At 51.2% G+C, this 13,024-nt stretch carries 14 protein-coding genes; all 14 read right to left on the bottom strand.

Annotated elements, in window-relative coordinates; all coding sequences use genetic code 11:
• Positions 1-45 precede the first annotated feature (45 nt).
• Positions 46-1,107, bottom strand: a complete 1,062-nt coding sequence (tolA, locus tag RBH92_RS00610; protein ID WP_307932816.1) for a cell envelope integrity protein TolA — start codon at positions 1,105-1,107, stop codon at positions 46-48.
• 10 nt (positions 1,108-1,117) lie between these two features.
• The gene (tolR, locus tag RBH92_RS00605; RefSeq protein ID WP_307932815.1) at positions 1,118-1,531 is read right to left on the bottom strand and encodes a protein TolR; all 414 of its coding nucleotides are present in this window, start codon (positions 1,529-1,531) and stop codon (positions 1,118-1,120) included.
• Positions 1,532-1,549: 18 nt separating this feature from the next.
• Positions 1,550-2,230: a protein TolQ gene (gene tolQ / locus RBH92_RS00600; protein WP_307932814.1), complete on the bottom strand. Its 681-nt coding sequence runs from the start codon at positions 2,228-2,230 to the stop codon at positions 1,550-1,552.
• Positions 2,227-2,649, bottom strand: coding sequence for a tol-pal system-associated acyl-CoA thioesterase (gene ybgC / locus RBH92_RS00595; protein WP_307932813.1), 423 nt, complete (start codon positions 2,647-2,649; stop codon positions 2,227-2,229). The genes tolQ and ybgC overlap by 4 nt, the downstream gene beginning before the upstream one ends.
• A gap of 21 nt (positions 2,650-2,670) precedes the next feature.
• Positions 2,671-3,561 (bottom strand): cysteine synthase CysM, encoded by an 891-nt coding sequence (gene cysM / locus RBH92_RS00590; protein WP_307933983.1) that lies wholly within the window; start codon positions 3,559-3,561, stop codon positions 2,671-2,673.
• Between the two features lie 100 nt (positions 3,562-3,661).
• Positions 3,662-3,952 carry a ComEA family DNA-binding protein gene (locus RBH92_RS00585; protein WP_307932812.1) on the bottom strand — a complete coding sequence of 97 codons (291 nt, stop codon included), beginning with the start codon at positions 3,950-3,952 and terminating at the stop codon, positions 3,662-3,664.
• Between the two features lie 233 nt (positions 3,953-4,185).
• Positions 4,186-5,343, bottom strand: coding sequence for a cell division protein FtsZ (gene ftsZ / locus RBH92_RS00580; protein ID WP_307932811.1), 1,158 nt, complete (start codon positions 5,341-5,343; stop codon positions 4,186-4,188).
• Between the two features lie 77 nt (positions 5,344-5,420).
• On the bottom strand, positions 5,421-6,659 hold the full coding sequence (gene ftsA, locus RBH92_RS00575; protein ID WP_307932810.1) for a cell division protein FtsA: 1,239 nt from the start codon (positions 6,657-6,659) through the stop codon (positions 5,421-5,423).
• Positions 6,660-6,679: 20 nt separating this feature from the next.
• Positions 6,680-7,453, bottom strand: coding sequence for a cell division protein FtsQ/DivIB (locus RBH92_RS00570; RefSeq protein ID WP_307932809.1), 774 nt, complete (start codon positions 7,451-7,453; stop codon positions 6,680-6,682).
• On the bottom strand, positions 7,443-8,360 hold the full coding sequence (locus tag RBH92_RS00565) for a D-alanine--D-alanine ligase (RefSeq protein WP_307932808.1): 918 nt from the start codon (positions 8,358-8,360) through the stop codon (positions 7,443-7,445). Before RBH92_RS00565 ends, RBH92_RS00570 begins: the two co-directional genes overlap by 11 nt.
• Entirely contained in the window at positions 8,360-9,310 is a 951-nt protein-coding gene (murB, locus tag RBH92_RS00560; RefSeq protein ID WP_307933982.1) for a UDP-N-acetylmuramate dehydrogenase, read from the bottom strand. Before murB ends, RBH92_RS00565 begins: the two co-directional genes overlap by 1 nt.
• 54 nt (positions 9,311-9,364) lie before the next feature.
• Complete coding sequence (gene murC / locus RBH92_RS00555; protein ID WP_307932807.1) at positions 9,365-10,786, bottom strand: UDP-N-acetylmuramate--L-alanine ligase; 1,422 nt, start codon at positions 10,784-10,786, stop codon at positions 9,365-9,367.
• Positions 10,776-11,867, bottom strand: a complete 1,092-nt coding sequence (gene murG / locus RBH92_RS00550) for an undecaprenyldiphospho-muramoylpentapeptide beta-N-acetylglucosaminyltransferase (RefSeq protein ID WP_307932806.1) — start codon at positions 11,865-11,867, stop codon at positions 10,776-10,778. The genes murC and murG overlap by 11 nt, the downstream gene beginning before the upstream one ends.
• Complete coding sequence (gene ftsW / locus RBH92_RS00545) at positions 11,864-13,024, bottom strand: putative lipid II flippase FtsW (RefSeq protein WP_292922105.1); 1,161 nt, start codon at positions 13,022-13,024, stop codon at positions 11,864-11,866. Before ftsW ends, murG begins: the two co-directional genes overlap by 4 nt.

The raw sequence follows: 13,024 nt of genomic DNA, 5'->3' as shown, positions 1-13,024 counted from the left end.
GATTAACTAATTAATAATGCAAAAATTACCAATGGATTATAACAATCATTCACGATAATGCACTGTAATATTCAGATTGCGGAATTCGTTAAACAGCGCCGGATCGGGCGGTAGCGGCAAAGGTTTGGACAAATGAATGGCGCGTTCCACCGCACTGTCAAAAACCGCGTGTCCGCTGCTCTTGCTAAGCCGAACGTCCAAAATATCTCCCCCCGGCAGCAACGTCACGTTGAACTCCACCACGGGATTCCCTGGCAAATCAGGCGGCATGACGATTCTGCTTTTGATCTTGGCAAGAATCAGAGCTTTATATTTTGAAATTTCATTGGTCACTTGATTCCTTGCCGCAGCTTGCTGTGCAGCGCGTTGTGCTTCAGCATCCCGCTGCGCTTTGGCCTCCTGCTCACGTTGCCGTTGCGCGGCTTGCTCTCTTTCTTTCTGGAGTTGCAACTCTTTTTGCCGTGCGGCTTCCTTTTGCTTTTCGAGTTCCCGCTGCTTCTCTAGCGCTTTTTGTTTCTCCAGCTCCTTTTGCCGGGCTAATTCTTTTTGCTTCTCCAGTTCTTTCTGTTTTTCCAGCTCTTTCTTTTTCTCGAGTTCTTTCTGCTTCTCGATTTCTTTTAAATGTTCCTGCTCTTTAATCTTTTCCTGTTCTTTCTTCTTCTGCTCTTCCGGGTCCGGTTTCTCTTTCATCGCAATATCCGGCTTCTTGACCGGTGGTGTTACGGCTGCTTTTTGCGCTACCGGCTTGGGTGGTTCCGCTTTAACCGGCTCCGGCTTCGGTGGTTCCGGTTTGGGTGGCTCAGGCTTAGGAGGCTCTGGTTTGGGCGGCTCCGGCTTAGGAGGCTCCGGTTTCGGTGGTTCAGGCTTTGGCGGCACTGGCTGCGGCTCCGGTGGTTTTGGCGGAGGCTGGGTTTTCACCGGTTCTTGTATCGGTTTAGGTAATTCCGTCCAGATTTCGACCATCATGCCTTCCGGCGGGTGGTCTTTCCAATGCAACCCAAAAACCAATAATGCGACAAACAATAAATGAACCAGCCCTGCCAGCACACCTGCCGTTAGCGACTTGGGTTCTGCATGAGGGGTATTCCTTTGCACACTCACAGTCATTACAAATTCATTATTTTTGTTGTGCCAGCAAGCCTACTTTCGACACTTGATTTTGTTGCAGAATGTCCATCACCTTAATAACTTCTTCGTAGCGCACGTTTTTATCCGCAGCAATTACAACCGGCTGATCGGCATTTTGCGCTTGTTTTTGTTTAATCGCGTTGATCAATTGCACCCGGTCGACTGGCTGTTCCGTAGCGGATACAGCCCGGTCACGTAATGTGAGACTGCCATCCGCTTTGATGATCACCTCCAGCGGGGCCGCCGGTGTCGCCAGCGATTTTCCGATCTGCGGCAACTCGATTTGCCCATGATTGATCATGGGCGCAGTTACCATGAAAATAATCAATAACACCAGCATCACGTCAATGTAGGGGACCACATTGATTTCATTCATTAATCTATGTTTGGCTCGACGTGTCATAATCCACTCTCAATCCGGTTATTCGGCCGCACGCCGTTGCAATACATTGGATAGCTCTTCCATGAAACTTTCAAACCGGGTCGCCAATTGATCGGTGCTGCTGGCATAGCGATTGTAGGCAACCACCGCCGGAATCGCGGCAAACAACCCCATGGCTGTGGCGATCAAAGCTTCGGCAATGCCCGGCGCAACATGGGCAATCGTTGCTTGCGTCACGCTCGACAAACTGCGGAATGAATTCATGATTCCCCATACGGTACCTAACAAGCCGATGTAGGGGCTTACGGATCCCACCGTGGCGAGAAACGATAAATGCGATTCCAGATAATCCATCTCGCGTTGATAGGTTGCCCGCATGGCTCTGCGCGTGCTCTCCATCACCGCTTCCAGATCCGATCCGGTCGGATGTTTGGTAAATTCTCCGAAACCGGCTGCAAAAATACGCTCCAGGCAGCCTGACTGATAGCGCGAACTGGTAATGCGCTGATGGAAAGCATTCAAATCGACACCACGCCAGAAAATATCCTCGAAATCATCGGTTTTCTTTATTTCACTGCGGATAACGAATAATTTTCTGAAAATGTACCACCATGAAAAAAATGAAATCATTACCAAAATCAGCATCACCAGTTGCACCAACACACTAGCGCTCGTGATCAGATGAAGAAATGACATATCTTGCGTAACTGTTGTACTCATGCGGAATTCCTAATTTTTTCACGTAATGGCGCAGGTATGCTCACTGGCTTGAGCGTTTCCGCGCCGACACATACCACATGTATTGTGGCACTCACTAACTTGACATGATTGCAAATTATTTCTTGCAATAACGTAATACGACTTCTACCTATTTCGTTCACCGTCACCGTCACATTCAACAAGTCATCCAGCACGGCCGGCTTGAAATACACAACATCGATCGACCTCACCATGAATAATGCTTTGTGATCTGCAGTCAACGAATTCACATTAAACCCAAGCGCCCGCAGCCATTCATACCGCGCGCGTTCCATAAAATTCAGATAGCAGGTATGGTAAACAACCCCACCCGCATCGGTATCTTGGTAATAAACCCGTACCGGAAATGAAAAATCAATTTTAGGTATCGCGCTATCCATGAACACAGTTATCCGGCCGCTTTATTCCGATGCAAAAACATTGGTAGACAAATAGCGGTCGCCGCGATCGCAAACAATAAACACAATAACCGCATTCTCTACTTGCGCAGATAACCGCAATGCGGCAGCTAACGCCCCGCCTGATGATATCCCGGCAAAAATCCCTTCTTCCCGTGCCATGCGCCGCGTCATTTCTTCCGCTTCCGGTTGCGATACATAAATCATTTCATCCACGCGGGATGCATCGAAAATTTTCGGCAAATACGCCGGTGACCATTTTCGAATCCCTGGAATCTGCGCGCCTTCCTCCGGCTGCACGCCGATCACTTTGATCTGCTTCGCCTGCTCTTTAAAAAAACTGGAACACCCCATGATGGTGCCGGTCGTTCCCATGCTGCTCACGAAATGCGTGAGGGTTCCACCGGTATCCCGCCAAATTTCCGGGGCCGTGCCTTGATAATGCGCCAGCGGATTATCGGGATTGGCAAATTGGTCGAGAATATATCCCTGTCCTTCATCGCGCATTTTTTCCGCGATATCGCGGGCTTGTTCCATTCCTCCGGATTTTGGTGTCAGGATGATTTTTGCGCCATAGGCACTCATCGATTGCCGCCTTTCGATGCTGAGATTCTCCGGCATGACGAGCACCATCCGGTAGCCCATCATCGCCGCCGCCATGGCCAGCGCAATGCCGGTATTGCCGCTGGTCGCTTCGATCAAGGTATCACCCGGGCGGATTTCACCGCGCTGCTGCGCATGCGAAATCATCGATAATGCCGGGCGGTCTTTCACCGATCCTGCCGGATTATTTCCTTCAAGCTTGGCAAGCACCACGTTGCTCGTTACACCAGGGAGATGTTTCAGCCTGACTAAAGGGGTATTTCCTACAAAATTCTCAATCGTTTTATGCATGCGTATCAGATTGCCGTCTTGTTTCATTTCTTGCGTTTAAATAAAAAACCCCCTCTGAACAATGTCAGAGGGGGTTTTATGATTTGTTATATCAAAACCGCTACTTCTTCTCAGGAGCCTCTGCGCTTTGTTCCGCTGCAACTGTAACCGTAACCGCATCGCGTATTTGCTTGATAATGCCAGGTCCCACGCCGGCTACCTTGGCTAAATCATCTACCGAAGTAAAAGCGCCATTTTTCTCACGGTACTCTACGATCGCTTTTGCTTTTGCAGGACCGATCCCTTGCAAGCTTTCCAGTTCCGCTTGTGTTGCCGTATTCAGATTGACCGCTGCAAATGCTGTACCAGTGAACAGGAATAGCAGAGTTACAAAAATAAATAATTGCTTCATGGCATCTCCTTTATCAAAAACAAATACTGATGAACGGGATCACGCACTTCAGTTTTTGTATATTAAAAAATACTTGCTCACATTTTTTCATGAGCGCAAGCCGGGATGATATCGGATGCCGCAGAAATTAATTTAGTAACTCACCTCAATAATTTTTATATTCAAATAGATATATGCCTGCGTGAGCCCTGCTAAATATCCTTAGCAGGGCAAAAATATTCCATCCATTCTAATTAATCAGCTTGTCTTCTTAAAAAAGCGGGAATGTCCATTGGATCAACGCCTGACTGGCGCATTGCCGCCACAGTGGCATTACTTCTCCGGCCGGTTCTCATGACTGCAGGCTCTTCCGTAGAGAAAATTGAATCCCGGTCATCGGTTCCAGTACGGGTATGAACAACCGTCAATGGCGAGCTTTGACCTTGGTTCTGACTTGCGACGCTGCCCAGCCCTGTAGCAACCAAAGTCACGCGCAAATTATCAGCCATATCTTCATCAATCACGGTACCGACAATAATCGTTGCATCTTCGGCGGATAGATCTTTAATGGTGTTCATCACTTCATGCACTTCACGCATCTTGAGTGATTGGCTCGCGGTAATATTCACCAAAATACCGCGCGCGCCAGTCAAAGAAATATCTTCCAGCAGCGGACTTGAAACCGCGCGTTCTGCCGCGACACGAGCACGATCAACTCCCATGGCGACCGCGGAACCCATCATTGCCATGCCCATTTCGGACATAACGGTTTTCACATCGGCAAAATCCACATTCACCAAGCCCGGACAATTAATTACTTCCGCGATGCCAGCAACGGCGCCATAAAGCACATCGTTAGCCGCTTTGAAAGCATCCAGCATCGAAATATCATTGCCTAAGACCATCATCAGCTTGTCGTTAGGAATTACAATCAGCGAATCGACATGTTGCGCCAGCGACTCCATTCCCGTTTTTGCGGCTATCAAACGTTTTCCTTCAAATGCAAACGGTTTGCTGACAACGGCAACAGTCAATATCCCCATTTCCTTGGCCACTTGCGCAACAACCGGCGCGGCTCCGGTGCCTGTACCCCCGCCCATGCCGGCGGTGATGAAAAGCATGTCAGCGCCCTGAATCAATTCAGCAATCCGGTCACGATCTTCCAGCGCGGCTTCACGTCCGATTTCAGGGTTGGCTCCCGCGCCTAACCCTTTGGTAATGCCTGTGCCGAGTTGCAATACCGTTGGCGCTTTATTACTTTTCAATGCTTGGGCATCAGTGTTCATGCTGATAAACTCAACGCCTTGCATGCCGTTCTGAATCATATGATCCACCGCATTGCTGCCGCATCCACCAACGCCGACGACTTTGATGACTGCTTCTTGAGTTTCGTTATTCATGATTTCGAACATATTGTTTCTCCTTTAGTACATTGAAATTAAAGCCGCTTGACTACCAATATTACTCATTAATACCCGTAACTTTCCCTTTAAAAATTCTTTTGGAACCACCCTTTCATCCTGGAAAAAATCTGCTTCGCAGAACCTCCTTGTAACCTTGAACCGTGATGATGCTGCAACTGCTCGATACCCGCTAAAATTAAACCGATTCCTGTTGAATATCGCGGGGTGTGGATCACTTCCTTCAAGTTGCCGTGATAATTCGGCAAACCCAGCCTTACCGGCATATGGAAGATTTCTTCGCCCAGCTCCACCATACCGCGTAACGAAGCGGATCCACCGGTTATCACGATCCCGGAAGACAGCAATTCTTCAAATCCGCTGCGGCGCAATTCCGCTTGCACCATGCAATAAAGCTCTTCCGCTCGCGGCTCGATGACTTCCGCCAAAGTTTGTTTGGAGAGCTGGCGGGATCCGCGGTTGCCGACGTCCGGAACTTCGACCATCTCATGCGTATCGGCGAGGCTTCTGAGCGCGCAGCCATAGCGGCATTTGATATCTTCCGCACTTTTCGTAGGGGTGCGTAACGCCATGGCAATATCATTGGTAATTTGATCGCCGGCGATCGGGATCACCGCCGTATGCCGGATGGCACCATGCGTAAATACCGCGATATCGGTCGTTCCGCCACCGATATCCACCAAACAGACACCTAAATCTTTCTCATCATCGGATAACACAGCCATCGCGGACGCGAGCGGCTGCAAAATTAAGTCACGCACCTCCAACCCGCAGCGGTGAACGCACTTCACGATGTTTTGCGCCGCGGAAACAGCACCGGTGACGATATGCACTTTCACTTCCAGCCGTATACCGCTCATCCCTACCGGTTCCCGCACATCTTCCTGGCCATCGATGATGAATTCCTGGTTGAGAACGTGCAATATTTGCTGGTCGGCGGGAATATTGACTGCCTTCGCCGCTTCCATGACCCGCTCAACATCTTTCTCGGTAACTTCCTTATCCTTGATGGGCACCATGCCATTTGAGTTAAAACCCCTGATATGGCTGCCGGCTATTCCGGTATACACTTCCTGAATCTTGCAATCCGCCATTAATTCCGCCTCTTCCAGCGCTCGCTGAATGGCATTCACGGTTGTCTCGATATTGGCCACAACGCCTTTCTTTAATCCGCGCGACGGATGACTGCCCAGGCCTATCACTTCAAAACCGCCTTCCGGTACGACTTCCGCAACAATGGCGACAATTTTTGATGTGCCGATATCCAGCCCGACAATCAAATTCCTATTTTCTCTAGCCTTATTCATCTAGTCCCATCTCCCTGGTCTCACGTCTCTCTCCTGGCATCGGATTTACGCGGTACGTGTGGCGCCGCATCCGGCGTGCGAATCGCAAAACCGTTTGGATAACGCAAATCGACATATGCTAGTGGCCCTTGCTGATTTAACAAAGCAATACTGTGATTGAATATTGAAACATAGCGGATCAATCGTTCTTCCGTTTCATCGCGCCCCAATTCCAGGACTGTTCCGGTATCCAATTGAATACGCCAGGCATAGCGTGGTGTCAGGATCAGCTCGGCAATTTTTTGCTGCAGCGGTGCTAGAATTTGGTTGAAACGCTGATATTGCCGCGTTACCTCGTGCGCACTCGCTTCATTGGGTCCTGTAAAAACCGGCAAATCCATCTCAGCGCTAACCCGGAACACCTCGCCATAAGTGTTGACCAAAGCATGACTTCCCCAATAAGCCAGCGCACGATGTTCTTCCAGCGTCACATTCAATCCATGGGGCCATTCCCTATTTACTTTCGCCTCTCGCACCCACGGCAATTTTACAAAAGCTTCGCGCACTGCGGTTAAATTTACCGAAATAAAATTTCCGTCAATCTCAGTTTTCACGAGCTGCTCAATTTGTTCATTGGTAACATTCTGTAAAACCATGTTTTTTGTTTCACCACGAACAACATTGATGCTAATTTCCTTGATTGGAAAAAAAGGCGGCCTTATCAACTGCAAGCCGATGGCATACAACACGGCTATCGCAACCATACCGAACAGTATCTTAGACAAAAAATTCAATGCATTAGGATTATTCCACATGCGCAAGATCCAATATTTTCACAACCAATTCTTCAAAGGAAATTCCCGCAGCCTTTGCAGCCATCGGCACCAAGCTATGGCCGGTCATTCCCGGCGAAGTATTGGCTTCGAGAAAGTAGAACTGACCGGACGGCGTTAAAATCAAATCAACCCTGCCCCAGCCCCGGCAACCCAAGACTCTATAAGCTTGTAACGCTTGCTTCTGAATGGCTTCCTCCACGTCACCCGGCAATCCGCTGGGACAAAAATAGCGGGTTTCATTGGAGAAATACTTCGCTTCATAGTCATAAAGATCACCGGCTATCTCGATTCTGACCAGCGGCAAAGGCATATCCCCCAGCACCGCCACCGTTAATTCCTGACCGGCAATAAATTCTTCCGCCAGCACCAGAGAATCGTGTTCTGCCGCTAAATGATAGGCGGCTTCCAAATCCTTGCTGTCGAACACTTTACTCAAGCCTATCGTGGATCCTTCACGTGCCGGTTTGACGATTAGCGGTAGCCCCAGTGCTTCTGCAACCGCAGCAAAATCGCTATCGGCCTGCAGCAGGGCATATCGCGGGGAGAGAATCCCAGCGGCTTGCCAAATCAATTTAGTGCGCCATTTATCCATCGCCAAAGCACTCGCCATCACGCCGCTGCCGGTATACGGCAATCTGATCCATTCAAGCACGCCCTGCACCGTTCCATCTTCGCCAAAACGTCCGTGCAGCGTAATGAAAGCCCTTTTAAAACCTTGCTGCATCAACATTTCCAATCCCTGACTGGCTGGATCGAACGGATAAGCATCCACTCCGCTGCGTCGCAACGCAGCAAGCACCGCCTCTCCGCTTTGCAACGATATCTCCCGTTCCGCGGATCGTCCGCCTAACAACACCGCAACTTTGCCGAAATCATGCGCTGTCACTATGCCAACCTCCTCGGCTCACCGATAATTCTGACCTCCGGGATCAAGTCGACCGCCATCGCTTTCTTTACCTTGCGTTGCACCATCATCATCAGCGCCTCAATATCCGCTGCGGTGGCATGACCGGTATTTACAATAAAATTGGCATGCTTCGGCGATACCATGGCGCCGCCCAAATGACACCCTTTTAAACCGCAAGCTTCGATCAGCCGCGCAGCAAAATCCCCTGGCGGATTGCGAAAAACCGAACCGGCATTCGGTCGATTCAATGGCTGACTACTCACACGTTGCGACAGCAGCTGCTTAATTTTCTGCCGGGATTCCGCCTGATTCCCCGATGACAGCCTGAAAAAACCGCCGGCAAACCATTCTGCCGGGACTGTTGCCGATTGGTGTTGCAGTTTCACGCTTCGATAACCGGTCTCGTAATCCGTCGCGTGACGGACCAAAATTTGGCCGCTGCGATCGATGACTTTCACCCGTTCTACAAATTGCCAGGTTTCAGACCCATAGCACCCGGCGTTCATCGCCAAGGCGCCGCCGATCGTCCCCGGGATTCCGGCTAAAAATTCGGCGCCTGCCAAATCGTGCTGAGCGGAAAACCGCGCAACCTTGGCGCAAGCCACGCCGGCGCCCACATAAACCAATCCGCCGGATTCATTTTTTTCGATCAACTGCAAATCGTTCAATCGCGCGTGCAAAGCAATCACGATGCCGTGCAACCCTCCATCCCTGACCAGCAAATTGCTGCCCAAGCCGATAACATATACCGCTTGTTGCGGGAATGCCCGGAGAACATTGGCGAAATCGTCCAGATCCGCCGGCATGTAATAGCGATCCGCAATACCCCCCGCGCGCCAGGTGACATGGCTTCGCATCGGCTCATTGATGCGCATCTCGCCACGCAGCGGTACTGCGCCAGCTTCACCGGCTGTTTGATCCATCGGCATCATGATCGGTCTCGGAACGGACAACATTGCAGTCATTTCTCATTAAGCCCCGTTTTAATCCCCATTAACAACCGTCAGCTTACTACCTGTTTGCGCTATCTGCGGCGCCACTCGCGCCACCGAACCGGCGCCCATCACCAATACCACATCGCCATCCTGAACCACACCCAGAACGGCATCCGCCAAATCATCGACCTCTTCGATATAAATCGGCTCCACCTTGCCCTGTATCCGGATTGCCCGCGCCAGTGATTTACTATCCGCCGCGACAATCGGTTCTTCCCCCGCCGGATACACTTCGGTAAGCAGCAAAAGATCGGCCTGCGACAATACCCGCGTGAAATCCTCAAATACATCGCGCGTTCGCGTGTAACGATGCGGCTGAAAAACAACCACTAACCGCCTGCCCGGAAATGCGCCGCGCGCCGCTTTAATGGTCGCATCCATTTCTGCCGGGTGATGACCATAATCATCAATCAATGAAAAACTTTTATGCGCGGACAAGCGGATGTTTCCAAATTGCTGGAATCGCCGCTCCACTCCCTTGAATTCCGCCAGTGCCTTGACGATCGCAGCATCCGGCACGCAGATTTCGTTGGCAACGGCGATGGCTGCCAATGCATTCTGAATGTTGTGAAGTCCGGGTAAATTGAGCGTGATATCCAAATAACGGGCCGATCCGTTAACACCGATCACCGCGGTAAATTTCATTTGATGATGCTTATGCGTAATGTTGATCGCGCGGACCTGTGCGGTTTCCGATAGCCCATAGGTTGTAATCGGTTTGGTTATCGCCGGCATCACTTCGCGAACATTGGCGTCGTCCACGCAAATCACGGCCATTCCGTAAAAAGGCAAATGCTGGACGAATTCCACAAAGGTCTGTTTGAGCCGGTTGAAATCGTGTCCGTAGGTTTCCATATGATCCGCATCAATATTGGTCACAACCGCCAGAACCGGCTGCAAATACAAAAATGATGCGTCGGATTCATCGGCCTCGACCACGATGAATTCGCCGCTGCCGAGCTGGGCGTGACATCCCGCGGCTTCCAGCTTTCCTCCGATGACAAACGTCGGATCCATACCGGCTTCCGCCAATATGCTGGCAATCAAGCTGGTTGTCGTGGTTTTGCCGTGAGTTCCGGCAACGGCGATACCGCTGCGCAACCGCAATAGCTCGGCCAGCATCATGGCACGCGGCACGACCGGAATATTTTTGTTTTTTGCCGCGATCACTTCCGGATTGTCCGGCTTGACCGCTGTGGAAGTCACCACCACGTCGGCGCCGGCGATCTGTCCGCTGGCATGACCGCTATATACTTGAATTCCGAGCTTTGATAAGCGTTGCGTAACTTGGTTGCTGATCAAATCCGAACCGCTGACTTGAAATCCCAGGTTCACAAACACCTCGGCAATCCCGCTCATGCCCGCGCCGCCAATACCTACAAAATGTATGTGTTTAACTTTATGCTTCATGCAGCGCTCCACTTAATTCGATACAGGCTTGCGCGACGACCCGGGTGGCCTCCGGTTTTGCCAGACTGCGCGCGGCCTTTGCCATCTCGAGTAATTTTTCCCGTGTTAAATTCATCAACAAATCCGCGAGCTTTTGCGCATTTAATTCCGCTTGCGGCAAAAGCACCGCGGCTCCCCGGCTGGAAAGAAACCGCGCATTCGCGGTTTGATGATCGTCCACCGCATGCGGATAGGGTATCAGTATGCTGGCGGCACCGGCTGCGCTTAGTTCGGCAACTGTCAGCGCACCGGCGCGGCACACCACCAAATCCGATGCAGCATAGCATTTGGCCATATCTTCGATAAACGCCAGGACTTCCGCTTGCAGATGCAAATCGACATAGCGCTTGTTAACCGTTTCCCAATGAGCGGCGCCCGTCTGGTGCACCACGATAGGACGCAAATTTTCTGGAATCAGCTTAAGTGCTTGCGGAACTGTGTCATTCAGGATTTGCGCGCCCAGACTGCCCCCCACGACCAGCACGTGAAGTTTTCCTTGCCGTTCCCGGTAACGCTGTTCCGGCGCATCGATTTGCGCGATCTCGGCGCGCACGGGATTTCCCGACCACACGGCGCTGACCTTTCCGGACTGCAAAGCATCGGGGAATCCGAGAAAAACTCTTTCCGCCAGTTTCGCCAGAATTTTATTGGTTAACCCGGGGATCGAATTTTGCTCGTGGATAACCAGCGGTTTATTCAGCAGCGAAGACATCATGCCACCCGGGAACGCCGGATAACCGCCCATTCCCAACACAACATCGGGTTTAACCCGCTGGATGATGCGCAGACTCTGCAAAAATGCCCTGAGCAAACGCCACGGCAATAAAGCCCATGTCAGCAACCGCTTGCCGCGCAATCCCGAGAAACTGATCACCTCCGTCTGATAACCTCTTTGCGGCACCAGCCTCAGCTCCATGCCCGCCTCCGTTCCCAGCCACACCACACGCCAGCCGGCTTGCCGCAGATAATCGGCTACCGCCAAACCCGGAAACACATGCCCGCCGGTTCCGCCCGCCATGATCAGGATGGTACGCGTGTTCATACGTTCAGCCCCCGCAAGCGCTGCCGGTTTTCCCAATCGATCCGCAACAGCACTGCCAGTGCGAGACAAATCGCGGTAATGCTGCTGCCGCCAAAACTCAGCAGCGGTAATGTCAGTCCTTTGGTCGGCAAAACCCCCATATTAACGCCCATATTGATCAGCGCCTGCACGCCAATCCAGATACCGATTCCTTGCGCCACCAGCGCAGAAAAAGGATTCCCCAGCTTGGCCGCCAAACGCCCGATGACGAAGGCACGGGTTATGAGCCAAATAAAGAGCACAATCACGGTGGCTACGCCCACAAAACCGAGCTCTTCGGCAAGCACCGAAAGCAAGAAATCGGTATGCGCCTCCGGCAAATAGAATAATTTCTCGACACTGCCGCCCAAGCCTACGCCGAGCCATTCGCCGCGGCCAAACGCGATCAGCGCATGACTCAATTGATAGCCTTTACCATACGGATCCGCCCACGGATCCATAAATGCGATCACCCGGTTCAACCGGTACGGCGAACTCAAAATCAACTCGTAGAGACCGATCGCCAATATACTGATCAGCGCGATAAAGATTTTCAGACTGACACCACCGAGAAACAGGATCGACATCGCCAGCGCCGTTACCACAAAGAACGCGCCGAAATCCGGCTCCAGCAGCAATAAAGCGCCAACGACCGATAACACCACGGTAATTGGCAAGAAGCCCTTGAAGAATGAATTAAGATCGACCACCTTACGGTTCACGTAATCCGCCGCATACAACACCATGCAGAATTTCATATACTCGGATGGCTGGATATTGACTACGTATAGTGAAATCCAGCGCTGACTGCCGTTGACTTCATGACCGATCCCGGGAATGAGAACCAGCACCAGCATCAACAAGCAGATCATCAGCAAATAAGTCACATATTTTTGCCATACCTGCATGGGCACCTGAAAAGCGATCAATCCCAGCAGCAAGCCGACGCCGAGATACGCGCTATGCCGCAACAGGTAATGACCGGCGCGATCGGCGCCGAATTGCGCTTCGGCAATCGCGATCGAGGCAGAGTAAATCATCACCAAGCCGATACTTAACAGCAACAATGCCGACCAGACCAGCGCCTGATCATAATCACTCATGACTCTCGGTTTTTGGCTATTCGCTTGATATATCAT

Origin of the sequence: Nitrosomonas sp. sh817, from assembly GCF_030908545.1 — a bacterium.
Lineage (GTDB): Bacteria > Pseudomonadota > Gammaproteobacteria > Burkholderiales > Nitrosomonadaceae > Nitrosomonas.
The sequence above is the reverse complement of the archived record's forward strand: the minus strand, read 5'-3'. Positions and strand labels throughout refer to the sequence as shown.

Coding starts and splice junctions, on each gene's coding strand:
- murG (WP_307932806.1), bottom strand. CDS start 11,867: ATGAACACGCGTACCATCCTGATCATGGCGGGCGGAACCGGCGGGCAT.
- cysM (WP_307933983.1), bottom strand. CDS start 3,561: ATGCATAAAACGATTGAGAATTTTGTAGGAAATACCCCTTTAGTCAGG.
- ftsZ (WP_307932811.1), bottom strand. CDS start 5,343: ATGTTCGAAATCATGAATAACGAAACTCAAGAAGCAGTCATCAAAGTC.
- murB (WP_307933982.1), bottom strand. CDS start 9,310: ATGCCGATGGATCAAACAGCCGGTGAAGCTGGCGCAGTACCGCTGCGT.
- tolQ (WP_307932814.1), bottom strand. CDS start 2,230: ATGAGTACAACAGTTACGCAAGATATGTCATTTCTTCATCTGATCACG.
- ftsW (WP_292922105.1), bottom strand. CDS start 13,024: ATGATATATCAAGCGAATAGCCAAAAACCGAGAGTCATGAGTGATTAT.
- ybgC (WP_307932813.1), bottom strand. CDS start 2,649: ATGGATAGCGCGATACCTAAAATTGATTTTTCATTTCCGGTACGGGTT.
- murC (WP_307932807.1), bottom strand. CDS start 10,786: ATGAAGCATAAAGTTAAACACATACATTTTGTAGGTATTGGCGGCGCG.
- RBH92_RS00585 (WP_307932812.1), bottom strand. CDS start 3,952: ATGAAGCAATTATTTATTTTTGTAACTCTGCTATTCCTGTTCACTGGT.
- RBH92_RS00570 (WP_307932809.1), bottom strand. CDS start 7,453: ATGTGGAATAATCCTAATGCATTGAATTTTTTGTCTAAGATACTGTTC.
- tolA (WP_307932816.1), bottom strand. CDS start 1,107: ATGACTGTGAGTGTGCAAAGGAATACCCCTCATGCAGAACCCAAGTCG.
- ftsA (WP_307932810.1), bottom strand. CDS start 6,659: ATGAATAAGGCTAGAGAAAATAGGAATTTGATTGTCGGGCTGGATATC.
- tolR (WP_307932815.1), bottom strand. CDS start 1,531: ATGACACGTCGAGCCAAACATAGATTAATGAATGAAATCAATGTGGTC.